Origin of the sequence: Bacillus sp. MM2020_4 (genome assembly GCF_011250555.1) — a bacterium.
Classification (GTDB): Bacteria; Bacillota; Bacilli; order Bacillales; family Cytobacillaceae; genus Neobacillus.
Genome location: NZ_JAANMZ010000002.1, coordinates 115,609 through 137,951, shown reverse-complemented (window position 1 = coordinate 137,951; position 22,343 = coordinate 115,609). Strand labels below are relative to the sequence as shown.

Sequence of the window (22,343 nt, the reverse complement as noted above, 5' to 3'; positions counted from 1 at the left end):
GCATTTCGAAACATATTCCGTATTAAAAAAACGAGGTGGAGAAATGAAATATTCTGACATAAAATCGAAACTTCACCATGATAAATTACTACATTTTTATATTACTAGTTTGAGTGAATTAGGGGTCACACACTCGCAGTTAGGCAGGAAAATAACGGATTTAGACCTAGAGGAAGCCCATTACGAATATGTATTATCTGCATTCCGAGAAATCGATGCGGAAAACAGCGAAGAGAAGTGGTTTTAATGCCAATCGACTTAACTATAGCAGCAAGAAAAAACAGAATTATTGTCTTAGAGGAACTGAATTATGTGTGGGACAAGCATGAATTAAAAGAACTAACCACTATGTGGACAAGCGGTGTAAGTGTCGAGGAAATCTCTCGGCACTTTGACCGGGATCCAGATGAGGTGATTTTAGCGATTATGCACTTAGCAAGGGAAGATAAAATAGCGGCCCGGGCGACTGGGCTGAGGGGAGAATTAGTTTGAATTTAGCAAAATTGTTTTTATTGCAGTCGGAATTGGATGCACACATAGAGGAAAGTCACCCGCGGTTAGAAGGGGAAAGCCGACATGATAAAAAGGTTCTTGCTCTTTTAGTGGAATTGGGAGAGCTGGCAAACGAGGCGAGGTTCTTTAAGTTTTGGAGTAAGGACCATAGGCCTAAAACAAGTGGTTACAGAACAACGTTAAATAGTTTCGGTGAGCCTTATAACCCACTTCTTGAAGAGTATGTGGACGGTATCCACTTCTTATTATCCATCGGCTTAGAAAACAGCATCGAAGAATTAAACATCAAGCCAATTAAAAAACACACACTCACAGAACAGTTTTTAGACCTATACAGCGTCTTTAGTCTCATGTATGTGTATTTTACCCCTAAGTGTTATTCGGAAGCGTGGTCGGCTTATGTGGGGCTTGCTGAAATGCTTGGGCTAAGTTGGGACGAGGTCGAAGCGGCTTATATTACTAAAAATGAAAAGAATCACGCTAGACAGGAGGACGGATATTGATGGGCAGGGAGATTAAGTTTCGGGCTTGGTATAAACCAAAAGAGAAAATGTATACTCAGTCACTTGAAAGCATTAACTTAGAAACCAAGGTTTTAGGTGTTTATACAGTTGACCGGGGCTATAGACAATTAAGGTTGTCAGATTTTGAACTAATGCAATACACCGGCTTAAAAGACAAGAACGGTAAGGAGATTTATGAAGGGGATATTATTTATATCTTCGACGATGAAGAACTAGGGAATGGTTGGGGCGAAACTGTAATTTATCATCGGGCTTGTTTTATGGCTGGTGATGAAAATTTACTTGTAAACGTTCATTTTAGAAGTGCTGTCATCGGCAACATTTACGAAAATCCAGAGTTGCTTGGTGAATCCGATGGACTTTAAGAAAGCAACAAACCAACAACTATTAACCATTTTGTCAGAGGATTGTCCTGATCATTATAAACAGCAGGCAATCATTCAGCTCCAAAGCAGAAAAGAAAAACAAATTAGCCGTCAGGTATCGAATTTGAAGCATAAGGCGGCTTATACCAATAAAGTGTATCGGGTGAATTAGGATGGCGAGTAAGTACGGAAATAAAAAAACAGTGGTAGACGGTATCACCTTTGATTCTAAGGCAGAAAGTATATACTACTCACAATTAAAGTGGCTCAAGCAAGCCAAACAGATTAAGGATTTTAAGTTGCAACCTAAATTTGTTCTGCAGGAAGGATTCAAAAAGAACGGGAAAACCTTTCGCAGTATTACCTACAAAGCAGATTTTAAGGTTTATAGATTAGATGGTTCAATCGAGATCGTGGACATCAAAGGCGCAATTACGAAAGAGTTTGCCATCAAACGAAAGCTATTTGAACGGAAATACTTAGATTCACTTACTCTCTTAAAATATGACAAATCAAAAGGGTTTGTGGAGGTCAAATAATGGCCAGTGGATGTATTGTAGGAGATTGCCCAGTCTGTGATTACCCAGTCTTCGAGGATGAATGGAGCGGTCAACTTTATGAACGAACAAAGAAATTTGTCCATCTTGGTAAATGTGCTCAATTATACAGGTCTAAAGGTCATTTGATCGAAGAAAACGAACGTTTGAAAAAAGAACTTCAGGAATACGAAAAATGGTTTGGAAAAATTAAATAGTTTATTTGGAGGGAATGTCTTGCAAAGAGTCATTATTGCGGATGATCGCCCGAAATGGATGGTTAGGGAAGACAACATGATGATTTGCTTCACAAGATGTTCCTTTTATAAACATTGTTCTAGTCGCATGGGTGCTGATTGTAAGCACCTGGGCGGCGATATGATACCAAAGGTGGGTGGTAGGCATGGTAAACAAGGTAAAGCAAAAGCGGCGGTTAAAAAGGGCAATTAAGATCCGATGTAAAGAAAGACTAGACAGAGCATGGCGGCAGATATGGGTGAATAACGGCATTTTGAAAGGGTGAATCAAATGTGGTTTGTTTTCTTTCTGTTAGGCAGTATGGTGGGGTTTTGTACATGTTCGATTTTTGCGGTTAATCAATACAATCGAGGATATAAGGATGGGAAACGGTATGGGCAGTATTAGAAAGATGAAACGGAACCAGCAACCTAAATTTAATCATCAGTTAAATTTGCCCTTCGTGGAATCAGTTGTATTTGACCGTGGATTCTTAGCCGGCGCAAAAGAACAACGAGAATCCGATATTAATTGTTTAGTGGATTTATTGGAAGGCTTGGAAGAGTGGCCAGGGATTGGGGAAATCACAGCGAAAAAGATTCGTCAGCATTTTCTCGCTAAATTCGGGATTGAGGAGGCATCCAATGGGAAGCTGGAGGGATAATCGCCCAAGACAATTGAAAAAAGTAGTCTATGCGATAAATGAAAATAACTTGAAAAAGGTTGTCAGTGACCATGAAAACCGTGGATGGGCAATAGCAAGTGATGCGAGGGAATATGGGTACGGATGGGGGTGCTTGATGAAGTGGAACAAGTAGTAAAACAAATGGATATTACAGAATTAATTCGGGATTACCGCATGATGAAGCGGGAAATTGCCAGACTTCAAAGAATCATTTATGGCACATCTTTTCCTATGCGTTCTTGGGGTGTGGCTCAATACGGGATTGAAGCAGCCATGCCTAAAGGTAGTTCTGGCAAAAGTCAAGTTGAATTAAAAAATATGGATATCCGAGAGCAAAAGCAATTTCGGAGATTAGAAGATTATGAATGCAAGGTGATTGCGATTGAAAGTGCTGGCGATTTGTTGGACAGGGAAATTCTTAAAATCGTGTATGACTGCATGTTAAGCGGTATGACGCGGTACCAAATTGCCGATCATTTGGAAGTTTCACGTGATTCCGTCGATAAGTTTCGTTCGGAGATAAAGGCGCAACTCCACTCTAATACAACTTTTTCCGAGTTGTTGCAAGGTAAAAAAATATCTGTGTAAAATAAAGGCGGGCTACGGAAATAGTCCACGATTAAATTTATGTTATTTCTTTGAGTTATGCTATTTACAGTTGCTAGGCGGTACTGATTATTGGGGTAGTCGGTATCGTCTATTTTTTATGTTCTTTGTAAACTGAATCACTTTCTGTAAGCCTTAATAATTTGACCTAGTATGCAAGGATTGAACGGTTTAAGCGGACGCGCCGATTATTAAGCTGGAGTATTCAGTTTAGAGTGAATATGAGAGGGTGATGTTTATGAAAAAGGATAAACAGCAAGAGAAATCACCTAAGAAGCGCAGGAATAAAGAAAAGCTAACGGTACGAGAGATTGAGGATTTGATGGGGATGCACAAAGATGTGTATACCAGGCGGCATGGTGCGATAAGAAATAAGTAAGAATGGAATAAGAATTGAGTATGATGGAGGTAGGTGCTATGTAATGAAGTTGACCGAAAAACAGCAACGATTCGTTGATTACTACCTATCTAGCGGTAATGCTGAAGATGCAGCAAAGAAAGCTGGATATAATGCACGAGGAAATACTACAAAGTTACTACAAAATACTACAATACAAAATGCTATTGCAGAACGGAATAAACAGATTGAGAGTGACAGAATAGCTGATATGGAAGAGGTAAAACGTTTTTGGACTAATACCATGCGTGATGACGAGGTAGAGTTAAAAGACCGTTTGAAAGCGTCTGAATATATCGCGAAAACGAATGCTGCTTTTATTGAGAAACAACAAATATCCGGCGAAACCACTCACAACATTAAAACAGATGCAGACCTTAGTAAGTTGTCAGTTGAGGAGTTGAAAGAGCTTGAAGCGATCCTCTCAAAAACTGCCGACGCTGATTGATATAAAAAGGGAATTAGCCCGCAAGGATTACATGGAATATGTGGTATTTGCCCATGAAGGTAGATACAAGCGAGCTCCCCATTCTAATTTTATTGGGAATGTGATTCAAACGGCCATCGACAATAAAAAGAAGATGCGAGCCGGGGAGATTGAAACAGCAAACCAGTACATCGCTATCAATATGCCTCCCCGTCATTCAAAGTCGATGACGATTACCGAAACACTACCATCTTATTATTTAGGGCAGTTCCCAGAGGATAGAATCATTGAGATATCCTACAATGATACCTTTGCCCGGAAGTTCGGGAAGAAGAATAAAGAAAAGGTACGGCAGTATGGCAAAGAACTATTCGATATTGAAATAGCCAAGGATAGTTCGGCTCATGATGAATGGACATTAAATAACAACATTGGCGGCATGATTAGCCGCGGGGTATTAGCTGGTATCACAGGTCAAGGTGCTGACTTAATGATTATTGATGACCCAATCAAGAACCGGGAAGAAGCAGACAGTGAAACCCACAGGGAAAAAATATGGGATGAATGGATTGACTCCTTTTCTTCTCGTTTGCATCCTGGGGCGATTGTTATTTTGATTTTGACACGGTGGCATGAGGATGATCTACAGGGGCGGCTGCTGAATCCGGAATATGGTGAGCCTTTGAATTGGCAAGTATATAACTTTCCTCTTGAAGCTGAGGAGAACGATGTATTGGGCCGGGCGGTTGGTGAACCGTTGTGGCCGGAGCGATATGGATATTCTTTTATTGCCGAGAGGAAACGATATCCTGCTTCTTTTAACTCGCTCTATCAAGGGAGACCAACTTCCCAAGAAGGGAATATGATTAAGCGTGATTGGTGGAAGTATTATGATGTGCTTCCAACTATGCAAAAAAGAATTCTTTCTGTAGACGCTACTTTCAAAGATGAAGATGATAATGATTTTGTCGCCATCCAAGTATGGGGCAAAACGAGAGCTGATATGTATCTGATTGATAACTTAAAGGCTCGCATGAACTTCCCTACTACGTTGCAGTCAATTCGCAATATGTTGAAAAAACATCCTGGTATTGCTGGTAAGTATGTCGAGGATAAAGCGAATGGTCCTGCAATTATATCCATGCTTAACAAAGAAATAGGCGGGTTTATTAAAGTTAATCCTCAAGGCGGTAAAATAGCACGTGTGAATGCAGTTTCTGCTTATATCGAGTCAGGTAATGTATATATTCCACGTAATGCGGAATGGGTACATGACTTTGTAGAAGAGGCAGCTTCCTTCCCTAAAGGGAAAAATGATGACCAGGTAGATGCTATGTCACAGGCTTTAAATAGATTTATTTATCATAATGCGGATATACCAGTTGAAGGAGATCCCGACAACCCAACCCCGCAAGAAAAACATGCAAAGGCTATTAAGACAATGACAGGCGGCAAACCGAAAGTATCTGCTTATACGAGGTGGTGAAGTAATGCGGGATAAACCGTATAAACATCGAATGTGCCCAAGGTGTAGGACTTTTATGGAGATAACACGGAGTAAAGTTTACAAATGCCAAAAATGTGGGACTGAAATACAGCGAAAAAACAGTAAAAAGTAGGTGATTACATGGACACATGCCCGAAATGCCAATCATTGTTACAAATCGGCATCACATATATGACGTTTGAAAACGATGATACTCCCGAAGCGGAAACAATCGCTTATAATAATCTCCCCATGATCTGTTTAAATAAATCATGCGACGACTACGGCGGCGAGGATGTCACGAATCCCCGGATAGTTGTAGAAGTCGTCAAGAATAGGATGAATTAAATGGAATTTATCTATGGATTGCTAACTGCTGCAGTCTTTTTTGGTTGCCTTTTTTTCTTCTTTTGGATGGGCATCCGGTACGGTCGACAGAAGAAACCACCGGATAAAGTGCCATCGAAAGATACAGATGAAGCAGTGCGCAAGCAAAAGCAATTGCAGCAGGATTTTATTAAAACCATGAAATATGATGTAGCCCAAGCCACAGCGAGAAGGAAGGTGACAGCGGATGAGTGAGAAAACGAAGGATTGGCAGTTGTATCTCGCTGGAAAGAAGTACAATAACAGCCTAAAACCCAATTATTATGATAATGTGGACGCGAATCTTGAGTTTTGTGCTGGCAACCAATGGCGCAATCTTGAGGCGGATAACATGCCTAAGCCGGTATTCAACATTATTAAACGGGTTGTGACCTTCTTTGTGGCAAGTTTGACGGCTAGTAAGACTAAGGTACACTTTGAACCTCTCTTGAATACTGGCGGCGATGATCACGAGGAATTAACCCCGACGGATATCGCAAATGCCGTGGTAACGAATCTATTTGAAAAGTTCAAGATGGACTTTAAGATTAAGGATGCGCTCTTTGACGGTGCAAACACTGGTGATTATGCAGCCCATTTCTACTTTGATATGTCCAAACAGCCATACGGCTCCATGTACGAGATTAAGGGTGAAATCGAAATGGAATTGGTAGACGGAACCAACGTCTTTTTCGGTAATGCTAACAATCCTAAGACAGAGTCACAGCCTTATATCATTATCTCCGGCCGTGATATGGTCCAGAATTTGCGTGAAGAAGCTAAGAGACATCAGCAAGGTAAGGAAGTCGATGCCATCAAAGCGGATAAGGAATACAGCGAGCAATCGTCAGATAATGGGAAGATCGAAGTAGATGCCGATGAATACGGTAAGGCGCTTTATATCATTGTCTACCGTAAGAAAAAGGTGAAGCGGCCTGTACTGGATGAAATGGGTAATCCTCAGTTTGATGAAATGGGTAAGCCATTAACAGAAGAAGTTGAAGCGGTCACAGCATCCAAGAGCGTGGAAAATGCCTATATCTATAAGGATATTGATACAGGCCTTACTACTTACCCGGTGGCATGGGCAAATTGGGAGAAGCAGAAGAATAGTTATCATGGTCGAGCATTGGCTACAGGGTTGCTACCTAACCAAATCTATATCAATCGTCAATTCGCTATGATTATGTACCACCTTATGATGACAGCCTTTCCTAAAGCGGTGTACAACGCTGATATTATTCCGATGTGGGATAACGAGATTGGGGCGGCTATCGGTGTGAGTGGTATGGATCTCAGTGCACCAATAAAAAATGTTGCTGGTTATTTGGAGCCGGGTAATATGTCTAATCAGATCATTCAAACTATTGAGCTTGCCATGCAGTACACCAAGGAAACAATGGGTATCAGTGACGCAGCATTGGGGCAGATTGACCCTAAGAATACGTCAGCTATCATCGCCGTGCAAAAGTCTTCGGCTATTCCGTTGGAGAATCCAAAGGCTAATCTTTACGAGTGGATAGAGGACATCGGCAAGATTCTCATTGATATGATTGGCACGTATTACGGTACGCGTCCTCTTGTCGTGGATATCCAAGGGCAAAAGCAAGTACAGATGATTGATTTTACCCAGCTAAAAAATACCTGGTTTAACGTAAAGGTTGATGTGGGTGAGTCGTCGTATTGGTCAGAGATTTCAGCCTTAGCGACAATGGATAAATTGCTCGAAGGTCAATACATCGAGTTTATTGACTATCTAGAGCGGATCCCGGATGAATATATCCCACAAAAACAAGAGTTAATCAGTAAAATAAAGCAACAAATGGAAATGCAACAACAGATGGCGAATAGTCCGGAGGCGGCAATATCGGCATTATCTCCCGAGGAACAGCAAGCCTTTTATGCGGCACCTGTAGAGCAACAGCAACAAATATTAGCGCAGTTACAGCAACCACAAATGGGAGGTGTGATGAATGGATAGACTTTCAGCGTTATTTCATTACTTAGAAGAATTAAGAAAACTTGAAGAAATTTCGCCTATGTATAGTGACACAATCAGTAGAGTTATTCACGAAATTGAATTAGAACTAGAAATCCAACGCCTACAATAGGTGTTTTTTATTTTGGGGTGATAAAATGCGAAATGTAATTCCGAAGGTTCACAATACAAATGATTATTTAATTTTTTATTGGTTTGGCTATGAATTAGTTTGGAAGAAGTAAAGCATTGTCCTAAGCACGACATAAAAAGGCTTATTTAAATTGCCCAACCATAGGCAAGGAGGAATTATAAATGTTTGAAGACGAAGATATGATATTACCCGATGATTTCCAAGATGACACACCACAGTCCGAGGAAGTCACTGACACACTAGATACAGAAGATACATTCGATACACCTGACGAACCGGAAGCCCAACCACAAGCGACCGATGAAGCAGAACAGCCAGTAAGCCCATTCCTAAAGGTGAAATTTAATCATGAGGAAATGGAACTGGATGAAATGACAGCCCGTGAATTGGCACAAAAGGGGCTCAATTACGATAAGGTTCAAGAGAAACTGCAGGCTCTTGAATCAGACCCAAGGCTAAACTTCATCGAATCCTTAGCCAATCAAAACGGTATGACAGCGGATGAATATATCCAAGCCGTTACCCAACAAATGGAACAATCTCGCATTGACGAGTTGGTCCAGCAAAACATCCCGGAAGAATATGCCCGTGAAATGCTAGAGAGTCGCAAATTCCGTGAACAACTTGAGCAAGAGCGCCAAACCAAGGCACAGCAAGAAAAGCAAAATGCGGAGTATAACGAGTTCTTCGAGCATTTTAAACAGGCAAATGGGAGGGACTTTGATTCAAACAAAGACGAAATTCCGGAATCTGTATGGCAAGCGACTCAAAGCGGTGTGCCTCTTAAATTTGCCTACATGGCTCACGAAAACGAGCAATTAAGACAGCAACTACAAACCCATAAACAGAATGTGACGAATGCAAACCGGGCGCCAGTGAGTTCTACAACGGCTCATGGTGGTACGGAGATTGCAAGTGAAGATCCATTCTTAGCTGGGTTTGAATCATACTAATAGGAGTGATAGACAATGGCCGTAAACTTAGCGACGAAATATTCAGGTAAAGTAGACGAGCGTTTTAAATTAAAATCTTTAACCGAGGCATCCGTGCATCAAGATTATGATTGGGAAGGCACTCAATCGATTAAGGTGTACAGCATCGCAACCAGCGCCATGAATGACTATACTCGTTCCGGCACGACTCGTTATGGTACGCCAGCTGAACTAGATGACACGATTGCGACTTACACCCTGGCCAAAGACCGTTCATTTACCTTTACTATCGACAAAGGAAACAATATGGACTCTCTTATGGTACGTGAAGCTGGTAAGGCGCTTGCTCGTCAAAATGATGAAGTAGTCGTACCGGAACTAGATATCTACCGTTTATCTAAATATGTAGCAGCAGCAGCGGCTAACGGTGGTCGACCAACAGCGGCAGCCATCACAGCAGCCAACGCATATGTTTCTTTCTTATCGGCTCAAGAGTATCTTGATGAAAACAAAGTACCGGTTGAAGGACGTATTGCTTACGTAACACCTAAGTTTTTCAACCTAATTAAACAGGACGGAACCTTCTCGAAAGCGGCTGATCTAACTGTACAACGCTTAATCAATGGGCAAGTTGGAGATATCGATGGAGTGAAAATCATTAAGGTTCCATCTACTTACTTCCCAACCAAAACACCGTTTATCCTTACTCACAAGTCTGTTATGGTGGCACCTAAGAAACTACAAGACTACAAAATCCATGACAACCCTCCTGGCATCAGTGGTGCGCTTTGTGAAGGTCGTATCTATTATGATGCGTTTGTGCTCGAAGCGAAGAAAAAAGGCGTATACGCTTGGTTAGAAGTATAAGAAGGGGTGATATAGAATGACTCGTATTTTCGTAAAAGAAACCGAAGAAGGCGAATTGGTGAAAGTAGAATTAACCAATGAAGTCATGATTTCTGCCTTTGAAAATGAAGGGTTCAAAGAAGTTAAAGAAGATAAAAAGAAGAAGTAGCAAAAAGGGGAAGTGAGGCAACTATGCTTTGCTTCCCCTTTTTTTGATGAAAGGAGCCGATAACATGACCAAATTAACAAATTACCTTGAAAACAAATTAGTAGACCATGTCTTGCGTAAGACAGCTTACACCTCACCAACCAATGTGTATGTCGCTCTCCATACGGCAGACCCTACCGAAGCCGGTAACGTGGCAGAGGTGACAACGGGCGCTTATCCGGCCTATGCCCGTCAATTACTAACGGTAGGCGCCCCAACGGATGGGGTGGGTGCAAATAGCGCTGATTTAACGTGGAACGTCAATGCAGCTATTACGTTTAGCCATCTGTCAATTTGGGATGCGCAAACAGGGGGGAATCCTCTTTTTTACGGAGCCTTAGCGGCGTCGAAAACGATGGCGAATGGCGATGTATTTCGGATTCCAGCGGGTAGTTTAACTGTTGGGTTTGACTGATGTTTTACTATACCGTTAAAACAATTGGTAGTGGTACAGAATCAGATCCTTTCCGTCCTGATTTACCTGAAGGAACTGCTTTTGTCGGACAGGAAAAAGACGGTGAATATTTAGTCGCTGTCATAAATGAATTGCCCGAACAAGCGGGGCGAAAGAAACAACTTCCTCGTCAGGCTTTAGAAGCAACTGCCAAGGCAAAAGGATTAACATATGACGATGTGATGAAGTGGAACGTTGGTGGTAGCGGGTGACAGTTATTGTTTCAGATTCTTTCAATAGAGCGGATAATCCCACCTCTTTAGGTGTTGCGGATACAGGACAAGTATGGGAAACATACGGAACTTATCCGTGGGGGATTATTAACAATCAGGCATATGGTGCGATAAACGGGGATAAGTGGGCAGTTATTGATACCAATAACTCAGATGTGGTTATTCAGTTTAGTATCGTCATTAGTCATAATTACAACAAACCTGTTTGGAGATTTACTGACAGTAGGAATTATTATTTTATAGAGGGTTCAGGAGTCTATAAAAGAGTAAATGGAACGAACTCCCAAATAGGAAGTACTGGGGCTGGTATGGGTAATGATACTGTTATAAAAATAAAAATCATGAGTAATACTCATGAAATTTATTACAACGGAGAGTTAAAGTTTACTTTCACAGACAATACATTCCTAACTCAGACCAAGCACGGATTCGCCCTTTATGCAAATACAACTCGCTATGATAATTTCCTGGTCGAAGATTTCAACACAGGCGGAACACCCACCACCCAAGACGGTTCAGCCGCCTTAACCGGCACAGGATTACTCACAGCAGACAGTCAACTCGTCAAGCAGAGTACAGCCGATTTAAAAGGGTCGGGCTCTTTTCTAGCGACAGGTCAACGGCTACAAAACAGTTCTGCCTCCTTGCTCGGTCATGGCGCACTGTCCGCAAGCGCAGAGGATTTATCCATTGTAACAGGTTCGGCTAACTTAACAGCACAAGGCATCTTATCAGCCACCCCACAAGCGATTAGGAACACTCAAGCTGAGTTAGTGGGTACCGGAGTATTAGATGCCATTCCCACCGGACGTAGTACGTGGCTGGCTTCTGCTGATTTACTAGGACGAGGGTTTCTAACAGCATTCGCAGTCATGACCAAAAAACAGCGAAATCCCATCGTTTCAGGCATGATGATGCACGGACAGTCACGAGATACCATTTCATTAAGAAGCGGTGCTTCGCCTGGTATTCACCTAAAAAGCACTACACCATCCACCATTACATTGAGAGGAGGGTTCTGATGACCATTCAAAACATTTCGATGCGGGCGGGTAACGCAAAAACCATCACAGCTACCGTGACTGATGTTGTTTTATCCGATGGCTATCTTACATTTAGCTTGTATAAGGACGATACGGTCATCCTCACCAAACAGGACATCACCGTCACAGGTAACACCTTTACACTTTATTTGTTCTCGTCTGATACAAAAGGACTAACAGGGGAATATGCGTATGAAATTACAATTACCGATGATTACGGCAACGAAACCAATTTGTTCGATGGTGTGTTCTCGTTTACAACAGGAAACGGAATCACAGCGCAACAAGTTTTCGTTACAGCCATGGACCTCATGGGCGAAGAATCAGAGGACGGCACGTATGAAGGCTATCCACAAGAATACAAAAAGAAATCATGGTCCGTTTTAACCATGTTGCAGGCGGAATTAACACCGGCAACCGTCACACCGTCCGTGATTATGGACGAAAACAGCCTGTTTTTTCTGGATGACCGTACCACATTGATGGTACTTCCTTACGGATTAGCGGCACATCTGATGATGGAAGAAGACCCAAATAGGGCTTCTTTTTTTAATTCCCGGTATGACGAGTTAAAACGGAAACGTCCGGCGAAAATCACCAAGATACAGGATGTGTACGGTATGTACCCAACAGACGAACAACCACAAATTCAGCAGGAAACAACGACGAGGATTATCTATGACGGGGGTGATTTTTGATGCCAGTTATTAACGCAGATGTGAGATGGAAGAAAGGCCCAAAAGAAAGGCTCCCTGTACTAGAACCGGGTGTTCCTGCTTACACGACGGATACAAAAGAAGCGTTTGTGGGGACTCCGACAGGCAATATCCAATTGGCCAAACAAGAAGCGATTGAACAGGTGAACGAGCGGTTTGACGAAATCGCCAAGGTGAATGTCAATGTCGAGGTGGAAGCGGCCCGTGGCGGCGAGCAAACGTTAGGGGATAGGCTGAATGGGTTTACGACGGAGTTGGCACAAATTACGTTCGATAGCGGTGTTGCTTATGTTTCTAAATTTTATCGTGATTTACAAGAAACAGATGATAACGGAAGATTGCAAAGAGCAATAGATAGTTTACCTAATGGTGGCAAAGTGGTACTTCCTAATAAAACACTATCTATAACAGGGGTTGTTGTTCCACAAGGAATAATTTTAGAGGGTGTTTCATCTGAAAGTTCTAAACTGTACAACACAGGGATATCCCCAGCCATAAAAATAAGTGGAACTGTAGGAGATAATCTTACACATGTAATACTACGAGATTTTGCTATTGAAGGGAATAATATAAATAGCGGTCACGGTATAGATTGCTCGTATGCTACAAATTTAGTTATACTAGAAAATCTGGATGTTACGTACAATGATGAAGGTCTACACACTGAAAACTCATGGACGATAAGAGCAACAAATTGTCGTTTTCAATGGAATAGAAATGATGGTGTAGATTTAAGAAATGCAACAAATAACGTTTTATTTGTTGGGTGTTATATAAATTTTAATTATGGTAATGGTTTTTATAGTAATGGAAATGATGTTGTTTCATTAGTTGATTGTGATATAGAAGGAAACCGCAAAAACGGTGTTTTAAATGTTGGTGGTAATGCGTTCAATATTGTTAGAGGGTATTATGAACAAAACGGACAATTAAATGATGCGATTAACAAATATGCTGATATTGAAATTGGTACATCTGCCTTTCCTTGTAAATTTGCTAGTGTTGGGTATGCTTTTATTAATTCTAAACTGGCGGAGTATAGTTTACATGTTGTAGGTGTTACAGTAATGGAAACTAGACGTAATACTATTTTACAAGCCCAAAATGGAACAACAACAAAAGGAATTTATGTTGAAGTAGGTGCTGACCGTTTTATTTCTGAATATGATCATTTAGGTACTGGATTATCTTATACAGACTTATCAAACGGTGACAGAATAACAAGGGAATTTAACAATAAATACACGAAAAAAACAAAGGGTAACATCATTCACCAATTGGATAGAGGGGATGATACCCGCATATTATCACAACGTTTGTTGAGTAATGGTGTAATAAAAGGTAGTTTAGAATTAGACCCTAACACAAATGATATGGTTTTTGCACGATGGACAGGAACAGCCGGATCGGAAGTTTATAAGGAGTATATGAGATTAAAACAGCAAGGACTAGTAGCGCAATTTTTGGGAGCTATTCAACCCCCAACATTATCGGAAGTAGATGCTCCTAATGGAACATTTTTTACACATATTGGTGATGGAAAATTGAAATTCAAGGATGGTAATGGAGTGGTTAACCCATTATATTGATACAAATTTGGACGATACTCCGTCGTAACAAGGACTGAAAATAATCAGTCCTATTTTTTATGGAAAGGAGGATGATTTATGGCACAAATGGCAGGGTACGCGCAGAAGTCGCAACCACTTTTACGTCTCGAACCATTTCAAGGGTTAGATGTCAGTGGCACAGCAACCCAAATCAGCGACCATCGTTCCCCGGATGCGCTGAATGTGGTTAGTAACGAAAAAGGCTCGCTGGATAAGCGCACGGGGTATGCAAGGGTATTTGCCGACAGCTTAGGCGCGGGTAAAATCAATGATTTGTACCTGTACACCAAGACGGATGGCAGCATGATTTTTTTAATCGCCCACGGTACTAAATTATATACCCAATCCGGGGATGCACAGCCGACTGTCCTATTCGATGGCATTCAAAATGGCAAGATTAATTTCTTTGTCATGGAAGGTAAATGCTACATCATGGACGGAGTGAATTTCCTAGTCTACGATGGTTCGACCATTAAGGCAGTAGAACCATATATTCCTGTGCTGCAGATATCGAAGAATCCTAGTGGCGGTGGTTCAGCAAATGAGGATTTCAACCTAATCGGTAACAAATGGAAAGATTCCTTTTCCGGTGATGGCGAAGCAACTGTTTATCAGATGTCCTTAACGGGATTGGACGCAACAACCGTTTCAGCGGTGGTAGGGACAACTACTATCAATGAGGGTAGCGGCTTATCAGTAGACCGGGTAAACGGCAAAATTACCTTTACGACAGCCCCGGCAAAAGGAACCAACAATGTCATTATCACAGCCGGGAAAACGGTGTCCGGCTACCGTGAGCGAATCATCAAATGTACGATGGCGGTTGGGTTTGGGGGTTCGAATGATACTCGAATGTTTATTGCTGGTAATCCCGATATGCCGGAATACATGTATAGGTCAGGGCTTTACGATGCGACCTACTGGCTCGAAAATGGCTATTACCGGATGTCCGAAAAGATTATGGGGTTCAGCAAACAATATGATTATCTAATTGTAGAAAAGCCCAACGGAAAGCACATGGTTAGTTTTCAGATTACCGAAGAAGGAGTCGTTAGTTTCCCTTCTAAGCCGATTAACAACCAAGTGGGTACGATTGCATCAAATAGTATTCAAATCATCGAGAACAACCCAGTGAGCCTTTCAAAAGATGGGGTATACATGTTGGTGGCATCGAACGTCAAAGACGAGCGAAACGTCGTGCATATTTCTTCTAAGATTGACCGGAAATTGTTGCTTGAATCGGGATTAGATAATGCAGTATCGATTGATTTCGATAAAAAGTATTGGTTGGCGGTAAATGGAAATGTGTACGTCCTAGACTACACGCAAAAGTCACAGGATGCTAAATACGGTGAATGGTATGTCTTTAATAATATTAATGCGTCATGCTTCTTAGTGAAGGATGGCTATTTGTATTTCGGCAGCCAAACAGACGGCTTGGTTTATCGGTTCAAAAAAGAATACGAGGGATTAGCTTACAATGACGATGGGCAGCCGATTAATGCTTATTGGAAATCGAAACAGCTTACTTTCAAAGCGGATGAAATGAAAAAGTATATTGAGAGTGTTTACTTTTCCTTGAAACCAGCTAGCCGAACGAGTGTGGATCTCTATTATTCTTCTGATAAAGCGGAAAATATCTTGATTAATCCCAATAAACCAATTCAATTTAATTTGTTCGACTTCGCCAACTTGGATTTTGGGAATTTCACCTTTTTCTTTTCTAATTTTCCGAAACCATTTAAGCAAAAGGTGAAGGCAAAACAAGTCACTCACTTTCAATTGATGATTCAAAATAACAAGCTGGATGAGAGTCTTTCTGTTCTTTCTATGGGGATTGAGTTCAGGTATCAAAACAAAATTAAGTAGGTGATTACATGTTTGAAAAATTAGTTTCCTTTACAAAAAAAGTGGCGGATTTATCGGATCGTCCTTCCCTTAATCCTAGTGAATTAAAGGCTCAATTTGACGCGGCCCCGGACGAGGTAAGAGTTAATCTTAACAAATTAATAGATGCACTTAAAAAAACGGAAGCAGGTGATTCCGGAGCAAAAAACATCGGGATGACAACTATTACAGGTCTAACCGGAACCGATGTTCAAACGCTACTGGAAAGCTTGAAGACGTACATCGATAAACCACCAGCGGAAATTGACGCTTCGTTACAAAACGGGTGGCAGAATGCCTATGGCGACCAAAAAGCAAGGTATTGGAAAGATGTTTTTGGCATGGTGCATGTGAATGGGCGGATTAAGCTTGGGACACGGACGGATGGCACCACCGTTTTTACCTTACCAGCGGGATATCGTCCAAAGGATCAGTATTATGAAAACAAACGAGGGTTGGATGTGATCATTCTCTCAACCGGCGAAGTAAAAATTTATAACTGTGTATCTAACGCGGATAACGGAATTGATAACATCCAGTTCCGAGCCTATAACTAAGGAGGGAGACACATGGCGGATTACCAAATTGGCGATAACCTGTATGCGGATGCTCAAGGGAAGTATTATCGGTTAAATAACGGAAACAAAGCATTTGAAGCAAGTCCGTTCGATACGATGTCGAGTAAAATTAATTCGATGTATGACGCGCAGCAGAAAAACCAAATAGACCAATTAAAAGCACAGCGAGAAAAAGCTGTTTCGGGCTTTAACCAGCAGAAGAAAGACTTAGCTCCACAATATCAATCACAGCGGAACCAAGCGGACGTGGTAAACGCACAGAATGTATCACGGTTGCGTGAATTGATGGCGGCGAATGGGATTAATGCCAGTGGCGAGAATTTGACCACACAAGCCCAATTAGCGTCCGCAAGGCAGGATTCGTTCCGTGATATCAATAACAACGAGGCGACGGCTATTCGAGGGATTGACCAGCAAATTGCCAATGAAAACGATCCTTCCCGTGAACAGGCGATTATGAATGCCATTGCGGCTGAGAGGTCAAGCAAACTAGCAGATGCATTTAGTCAGTCACAGCAAGATATTTACCAGCGGTATCAGGATTACCGTAATTATCAAATGCAGCAAGAACAATGGGCGTTAGAGAAGAAAATGAAAGAGTTAGAGTATCAGAAGGCACTAGCGGCACTGAATGCAGCGAAGACAGCAAAATCCAGGAAAACGAGCACAGCTAAAACAAGCTCGACAGCTACAGCAAAAGCAACAGCAAGCAAAAGTGCTTATACAGATGCTAAGGCTCCTATTGCGCCACTCGACCAATATTACTCTAATCCTGCTATCATAGCTGGACAGCGCACAGGCTCGCCGTACTTTAAAAACCCGGTACCTCCTGCCCAAAATCCTAACTTGAGTGCGTGGGATAAAATGAAAATGCTAGGAATGTAGGTGATGCCTAATGGCTAAATCAGCTTATCAACTATGGCAAGAAGATCAAGCAAGAAAGAAACAGGTAGCGGCAGAGAATGCCAAAACGGGAAATATTAATTTTAAGGAGGCTTCCAAAGCCTCCCGTGTTCAGTATTCTTTGCCGGGGTATGAGGGGAAAAGTAAGGATAAATCCTATAAATGGGAAACAGATCTATTAAAGCCTCTTAGTATTAAAAAATACGGTAGAAGCTACAATGATAAATTTTCTAAGTTATCTCGTGAACAGGGTATCGATAATGAGGATGAATATCGTCGCCATATGGACTTTGAGGAAGATAGGAAAATCGAGGGGCGCTTAGGACACGGCGCATACACACAAAAGGAAATTCTTGATGGAATTTTTGCGAACATGGAAAAGAATACATCCCAAAGCGTTGAGCGGAATCGCAATAAAGAGATGTACGAACCACCAAAGGTACAAAAAACAACCGTGCAAAAAGAAGAAGTGGTTCCAAAAAAGAAGAAAAACAAAAATTTGCTTGATGACTTAAAGGATATCGGTCGATTAGCGAAAGACACACTTAATCCATTTGATGATGTCAGTGTGGGGCAAGCGGCAAAAAACTATGCGAATCGAAACCAATCCAAAACATTCAGCGAAATTCAAAGGGGCTCGAATCGTGCGGTTGATTCGGCCTCTTTCGGTGTAATAGGCAACCTAGATAAAAAGATGTCTGGCCAAACACCGGACTACCTTTCTCAACGAAAGTTTGGGGAAGGTGGCGGCACTGATATGCTTACCACTGGATTAGGGTATCTTGTTCCGGGTGTTGGGGGATATAAGGCATTAAATTCCTCTAAAGCCGGTAAAGCCTTAACGGAGTTTGGCTCCAAAAGTCTTCCTAAGCGGTTGGTATCGGAGGCTGCCAAAGGTTCAGCGATTGGCGCTGGTATATCCGGGGCAGAAGTGGCAGCAAGGGAAGGGTTTAATCCTACCGATTATAACTGGAAAGATAACGCTAAGTATATTGGCATGAATACAGCGATTGGCGGTCTTGCGGATCCATTACTTTATGGTGCTGGGAAAGGTATTGCTAAGGGATTTGAATCAGCATCCAATCGAACCATGCGAAATCTATTGCCGGACAGCGGACAAGTATCGAAAGCTTTCACCGATATGCAAAGGTCAGTTCAAGCGGATAACGCTTTACCGATAAAACCTAAAAGCAATTATGATAGCTTGATGCCTAACGGAAATGATATTACAAAACCGAACTACTTGCCTAAAATCGAGCCGAAAATTACTCCTAGGGTAGAAGTGCCGAAAGTCGGAAAATCGCTAGATGAAATCATTCCTGCTGCTGACAATGAAATCAACAATATGAGGGTGAACGCTGAACAACCTACCAAGGCATTTGCAAACACTCAAGAATTACTTCCACCTGTTAATCACAAACAAAGTGGTTCATTACCTAGTGGCGTCCAGGCTATGCAAAATGAAATCGTTCCGTTACGTGCGCCTAGCGGCAAACAAGTAAAACCTATCAGTCGTCAAGAATTGCTGAATAACACTCGTAAAAACTTAGGGGTTACTATCCGTCATGGGCGGTTGGGAAATGTTGATGATAACGTAAGTGGATATTTCAAAGTCAATCCGGAGGTTATTCGAACGAAAAACTATGGCGATATCGGAGTTATCTCTCACGAAATCGGTCACCACTTAGACAAGCAGTTTAAGCTCACAGATGCGGCGTTTGATAACGAATTAATGAAGTTGGGTAAAGTAACATCCGGAAAAGGTTACACACCGCAGGAAGTTCGTGAAGAAGGTTTAGCGGAGTTCATTCGTTTATACTTATCTGACCCACAAAAAGCGGTAACGGATGCGCCAATGTTTTCACAACACTTCGAGAATGTGCTGCCTAAAAAGGTAAAACAAGGGTTGTTGAAAACGCAAGGCGATGTAGATCGTTGGATTGAACAAGGTCCCGAAATGCGATTGCGTGGTAAAATTGATCGTACTGGGAAAGAACAAGTGACTGTCGGCGAAAAGGTAGATAGACTATATAGTCAATTTATTGATAAATTCGACCGTTTGAAGAAAGTCGAAAAGCAAGTTACCGGACAATTAAATAGTGCGGAACAATCCCTTTACAAAAAGGCTCGTTTATCCGTTGGGGCTCCTAAGAAAGCTGAATTAATCTTGCATGATTTTAAAGACATATTAAAACCTATTGAAAAATATGGTTATAACATGAAGGATGTATCCGATTACGCGACAGCGGTACATGCAAAAGAATTAGAAACTTTGGACATTGAAAGCGGTATGACCAAAGAAGAAATTGAAAAGGTTATGTCCAAATTCAATACTCCCGAAATGAACCAGGTACACCAAGGATTAATGAAGTATAATAACAAGCTTCTGGATATGTTGAAAGATGGCGGTATCCTTTCAGCAAAAGCAGTAGAAGAAATGAAAAAGAAATATCCGAACTATGTTCCGTTTTATCGTTTCTTTGAGGATGATATTGCATCGGGTCTAGGCGGTGGTAAAGGGTTTGCTAACTTAACTAATCCTGTGAAAAGGTTAAAAGGTTCTACCCGTGATGTTATTGATCCATTGGAGAGTATGGTGAAAAATACTTTTGCAGTGGTAAATGCGGTTGAGAAAAACAAAGTAGGATTAGAGCTTTCCAGATTGGCAGACATCGAGGGTGCAGGTCAATTTGTCGAGCGATTACATGGGGCGCAGGATGTTAAAAAAGAACATATTGTTACCGTGTTCGAGAACGGGGAAAAGGTTCAATACCAGCTTGATAAAGACCTATATGAAGCTATACAACAGCTAGATGAAGACACAACAAACAAAGTCATTCAGTTTTTATCAGTTCCTACTGGTATGCTTAGGGCCGGGGCAACCCTAACACCTGAGTTTATGCTGCGGAATCCTATCCGTGACCAGTTCCAAGCGTTCGTAGTGTCTAATAACGGATATTTTCCGATTATTGATTTACCCGTTGGGGCGTGGAAGGTATTTCAAGGGAAAGCATTAAATAAAGACGGATTGTACAAGCAATGGGTACGAGAAGGAGGGGGGTACGGAAATTACCTTTCACAAGATCGGAATTATCTTCGCGAAACATTGAGTACCTTGAAAAAGGAAGGCACACTTTATCAAAAAGGGTTTAAGACCATTACTAACCCGAAAGAATTCACCAAATTGATTCTTCATACTTTACAGTCTATGTCAGAATTTACAGAGGAAGCAACTAAACTCGGTGAATTTAGAAGGGCGATGAAGAAAGGAGCTACACCCCAAGAAGCGGCTTTTCAATCTCGTGATTTGATGGACTTTGGACGTGTCGGAACAGATATGAGGCAGTGGAATAGAGCGGTTGCTTTCTTGAATGCTAACTTACAGGGTAAAGATAAAATCGCAAGGGCATTTAAACAAAATCCTGTTCGAACTACTATAAAAGCTATTACCGGCGTTACGTTACCAGCCATCGGTGCTTATGTCATGATGGATAAAATGGCAAATGAAAAGCAGAAAGAAACCTATGCTAATACTCCAAAATGGATGAAAGATACTTTCTTTCTTTTGCCGATTCCTGGGACTGATGAATTAGCGCGTATCCCGAAACCGTTTGACTTAGCGCCCGTTTTTGCAAATCCTGTCGAGCAAGTAATGGACTATATAAAACAGAACGATCCGGATAGTTGGAGTAAATTTATTCAACGGCAAGCAGTAGAAATATTAAAAATTCCACATATGTTGACAGGACTAACTCCAATCATCGAAAATATGACTAATCATAGCTTTTTTACTGGTGGGCCTGTTGTTCCTAGACGTGACCAGGATTTATTGCCTCAAGACCAATATGGGCCATCCACTAGCTTAGTTGCTAGGACGGTGGGGAATTTAACCGGAGAAGGCGGTGCGCTTAGCCTATTACCTGATATTTCACCATACAAAACAGATAACCTCATTCGAGGATATGGAGCTGGTCTAGGTAAATACGCAACGGCTGGTGCGGATAATTTACTTGAAGCTTTAAAAGTTGGAAAAACACCACCACAAGAAGCGAAGAAGTGGTCTGAACTTCCTGTTATGAATGCTTTCACGGTTGACTCTACGGGCGGTGGTCAGATCATGACAGATTTCTATGACACCATTGATAAATTGACCAAAGAACGAAATTCAGCGAAACGCAACCAAGAAGGTTATGAGGAAGGGGATGATGTTAATTACGCACGGGTAGACGATTACAAATATCTAACGAAAGTCAGCAGAGACATTAGTGATTTAAGGAATCAATATCGCGCTATTCAATCATCTTATGACTTAACACCTCAAGAAAAACGCTATCAGTTAGATGAATTAGATCGTCAAATGAACTCTCTGGCTAGAGAGGCGCTGATTGATATTGGGGAAAAAACTAAGTAAAAAAGAATATGAAGAACGGTACGGAAAAGATGGCCCGTGGTGGCTGATGTATTTGTTCTTCGTTCCGTTATTCTTGATTGCTATTGTTCCAGAAGGTTTTTTTACTTGGCAAGTAATACTGATCTTCGGATTTATGATGGCTACACCGTTTGCTGTTGCTTGGTGGTTGTATAGTAATAACAGTCCAAAAAATAAAAATAAATCAAAAGGGAGCTCAAATTGAGTTCCTTTTTTTATGCTCTAAATTC

At 41.5% G+C, this 22,343-nt stretch carries 30 protein-coding genes and 1 pseudogene; all 31 read left to right on the top strand.

The annotated features are described in order from the left end of the window. The first annotated feature begins 43 nt into the window (after positions 1-43). Positions 44-247, top strand: coding sequence for a hypothetical protein (locus tag G6554_RS02530; RefSeq protein WP_207627514.1), 204 nt, complete (start codon positions 44-46; stop codon positions 245-247). Further along, positions 247-492, top strand: coding sequence for a hypothetical protein (locus G6554_RS02525; RefSeq protein ID WP_166238445.1), 246 nt, complete (start codon positions 247-249; stop codon positions 490-492). Before G6554_RS02530 ends, G6554_RS02525 begins: the two co-directional genes overlap by 1 nt. Further along, complete coding sequence (locus tag G6554_RS02520; RefSeq protein ID WP_166238443.1) at positions 489-1,016, top strand: dUTP diphosphatase; 528 nt, start codon at positions 489-491, stop codon at positions 1,014-1,016. Before G6554_RS02525 ends, G6554_RS02520 begins: the two co-directional genes overlap by 4 nt. Beyond that, positions 1,016-1,402, top strand: coding sequence for a YopX family protein (locus tag G6554_RS02515; RefSeq protein ID WP_166238441.1), 387 nt, complete (start codon positions 1,016-1,018; stop codon positions 1,400-1,402). The genes G6554_RS02520 and G6554_RS02515 overlap by 1 nt, the downstream gene beginning before the upstream one ends. Continuing rightward, positions 1,392-1,574: a hypothetical protein gene (locus G6554_RS02510; protein WP_166238439.1), complete on the top strand. Its 183-nt coding sequence runs from the start codon at positions 1,392-1,394 to the stop codon at positions 1,572-1,574. The genes G6554_RS02515 and G6554_RS02510 overlap by 11 nt, the downstream gene beginning before the upstream one ends. Before the next feature lies 1 nt (position 1,575). Continuing rightward, positions 1,576-1,935 (top strand): annotated as a pseudogene (locus tag G6554_RS02505) (DUF1064 domain-containing protein); the annotation flags it as partial. Positions 1,936-1,940: 5 nt separating this feature from the next. Continuing rightward, a complete protein-coding gene (locus G6554_RS02500) occupies positions 1,941-2,156 on the top strand; it encodes a hypothetical protein (RefSeq protein ID WP_166238435.1) in 216 nt (71 codons plus the stop codon). A 19-nt stretch (positions 2,157-2,175) separates the two neighbouring features. Beyond that, entirely contained in the window at positions 2,176-2,388 is a 213-nt protein-coding gene (locus G6554_RS02495) for a hypothetical protein (RefSeq protein WP_166238433.1), read from the top strand. Positions 2,389-2,569: 181 nt separating this feature from the next. Next, entirely contained in the window at positions 2,570-2,839 is a 270-nt protein-coding gene (locus tag G6554_RS02490; protein WP_166238431.1) for a hypothetical protein, read from the top strand. Continuing rightward, positions 2,820-2,993: a hypothetical protein gene (locus G6554_RS02485; RefSeq protein WP_166238429.1), complete on the top strand. Its 174-nt coding sequence runs from the start codon at positions 2,820-2,822 to the stop codon at positions 2,991-2,993. Before G6554_RS02490 ends, G6554_RS02485 begins: the two co-directional genes overlap by 20 nt. Then, a complete protein-coding gene (locus G6554_RS02480) occupies positions 2,981-3,448 on the top strand; it encodes a sigma-70 family RNA polymerase sigma factor (RefSeq protein ID WP_347564271.1) in 468 nt (155 codons plus the stop codon). Before G6554_RS02485 ends, G6554_RS02480 begins: the two co-directional genes overlap by 13 nt. A 256-nt stretch (positions 3,449-3,704) precedes the next feature. Continuing rightward, on the top strand, positions 3,705-3,845 hold the full coding sequence (locus G6554_RS02475) for a hypothetical protein (protein WP_166238151.1): 141 nt from the start codon (positions 3,705-3,707) through the stop codon (positions 3,843-3,845). 43 nt (positions 3,846-3,888) lie between these two features. Further along, positions 3,889-4,311, top strand: coding sequence for a terminase small subunit (locus G6554_RS02470; protein ID WP_166238427.1), 423 nt, complete (start codon positions 3,889-3,891; stop codon positions 4,309-4,311). Beyond that, positions 4,274-5,776, top strand: a complete 1,503-nt coding sequence (gene terL / locus G6554_RS02465; protein WP_207342966.1) for a phage terminase large subunit — start codon at positions 4,274-4,276, stop codon at positions 5,774-5,776. Before G6554_RS02470 ends, terL begins: the two co-directional genes overlap by 38 nt. A 141-nt stretch (positions 5,777-5,917) precedes the next feature. After that, on the top strand, positions 5,918-6,124 hold the full coding sequence (locus tag G6554_RS02460; protein WP_166238425.1) for a hypothetical protein: 207 nt from the start codon (positions 5,918-5,920) through the stop codon (positions 6,122-6,124). Next, a complete protein-coding gene (locus G6554_RS02455) occupies positions 6,125-6,358 on the top strand; it encodes a hypothetical protein (protein ID WP_166238423.1) in 234 nt (77 codons plus the stop codon). It abuts the gene before it with no gap. Then, entirely contained in the window at positions 6,351-8,123 is a 1,773-nt protein-coding gene (locus G6554_RS02450) for a portal protein (protein WP_166238421.1), read from the top strand. Before G6554_RS02455 ends, G6554_RS02450 begins: the two co-directional genes overlap by 8 nt. Then, the gene (locus tag G6554_RS02445; protein WP_166238419.1) at positions 8,116-8,253 is read left to right on the top strand and encodes a hypothetical protein; all 138 of its coding nucleotides are present in this window, start codon (positions 8,116-8,118) and stop codon (positions 8,251-8,253) included. Before G6554_RS02450 ends, G6554_RS02445 begins: the two co-directional genes overlap by 8 nt. Before the next feature lie 182 nt (positions 8,254-8,435). Then, positions 8,436-9,227: a hypothetical protein gene (locus G6554_RS02440; protein ID WP_166238416.1), complete on the top strand. Its 792-nt coding sequence runs from the start codon at positions 8,436-8,438 to the stop codon at positions 9,225-9,227. 15 nt (positions 9,228-9,242) lie between these two features. Beyond that, complete coding sequence (locus tag G6554_RS02435; protein WP_166238414.1) at positions 9,243-10,073, top strand: major capsid protein; 831 nt, start codon at positions 9,243-9,245, stop codon at positions 10,071-10,073. 16 nt (positions 10,074-10,089) lie between these two features. Beyond that, positions 10,090-10,221 carry a hypothetical protein gene (locus G6554_RS25940; protein ID WP_278187240.1) on the top strand — a complete coding sequence of 44 codons (132 nt, stop codon included), beginning with the start codon at positions 10,090-10,092 and terminating at the stop codon, positions 10,219-10,221. Positions 10,222-10,285: 64 nt separating this feature from the next. Then, a complete protein-coding gene (locus tag G6554_RS02430; protein WP_166238412.1) occupies positions 10,286-10,675 on the top strand; it encodes a phage tail fiber protein in 390 nt (129 codons plus the stop codon). Beyond that, a complete protein-coding gene (locus G6554_RS02425) occupies positions 10,675-10,926 on the top strand; it encodes a hypothetical protein (protein WP_166238411.1) in 252 nt (83 codons plus the stop codon). The genes G6554_RS02430 and G6554_RS02425 overlap by 1 nt, the downstream gene beginning before the upstream one ends. Next, positions 10,923-11,969 carry a hypothetical protein gene (locus G6554_RS02420; protein WP_166238409.1) on the top strand — a complete coding sequence of 349 codons (1,047 nt, stop codon included), beginning with the start codon at positions 10,923-10,925 and terminating at the stop codon, positions 11,967-11,969. The genes G6554_RS02425 and G6554_RS02420 overlap by 4 nt, the downstream gene beginning before the upstream one ends. Next, the gene (locus G6554_RS02415; protein ID WP_166238407.1) at positions 11,969-12,688 is read left to right on the top strand and encodes a hypothetical protein; all 720 of its coding nucleotides are present in this window, start codon (positions 11,969-11,971) and stop codon (positions 12,686-12,688) included. Before G6554_RS02420 ends, G6554_RS02415 begins: the two co-directional genes overlap by 1 nt. Beyond that, positions 12,688-14,295: a right-handed parallel beta-helix repeat-containing protein gene (locus G6554_RS02410; RefSeq protein ID WP_166238405.1), complete on the top strand. Its 1,608-nt coding sequence runs from the start codon at positions 12,688-12,690 to the stop codon at positions 14,293-14,295. Before G6554_RS02415 ends, G6554_RS02410 begins: the two co-directional genes overlap by 1 nt. Positions 14,296-14,373: 78 nt before the next feature. Continuing rightward, the gene (locus G6554_RS02405; protein ID WP_166238403.1) at positions 14,374-16,185 is read left to right on the top strand and encodes a DUF2460 domain-containing protein; all 1,812 of its coding nucleotides are present in this window, start codon (positions 14,374-14,376) and stop codon (positions 16,183-16,185) included. Positions 16,186-16,193: 8 nt separating this feature from the next. After that, positions 16,194-16,760, top strand: coding sequence for a hypothetical protein (locus G6554_RS02400; protein ID WP_166238401.1), 567 nt, complete (start codon positions 16,194-16,196; stop codon positions 16,758-16,760). Positions 16,761-16,772: 12 nt separating this feature from the next. Next, positions 16,773-17,666, top strand: coding sequence for a hypothetical protein (locus G6554_RS02395; protein WP_166238399.1), 894 nt, complete (start codon positions 16,773-16,775; stop codon positions 17,664-17,666). Positions 17,667-17,676: 10 nt separating this feature from the next. Then, complete coding sequence (locus G6554_RS02390) at positions 17,677-22,095, top strand: LPD38 domain-containing protein (protein ID WP_166238397.1); 4,419 nt, start codon at positions 17,677-17,679, stop codon at positions 22,093-22,095. Further along, positions 22,076-22,318, top strand: a complete 243-nt coding sequence (locus G6554_RS02385) for a hypothetical protein (RefSeq protein ID WP_166238395.1) — start codon at positions 22,076-22,078, stop codon at positions 22,316-22,318. The genes G6554_RS02390 and G6554_RS02385 overlap by 20 nt, the downstream gene beginning before the upstream one ends. Positions 22,319-22,343 lie beyond the last annotated feature (25 nt).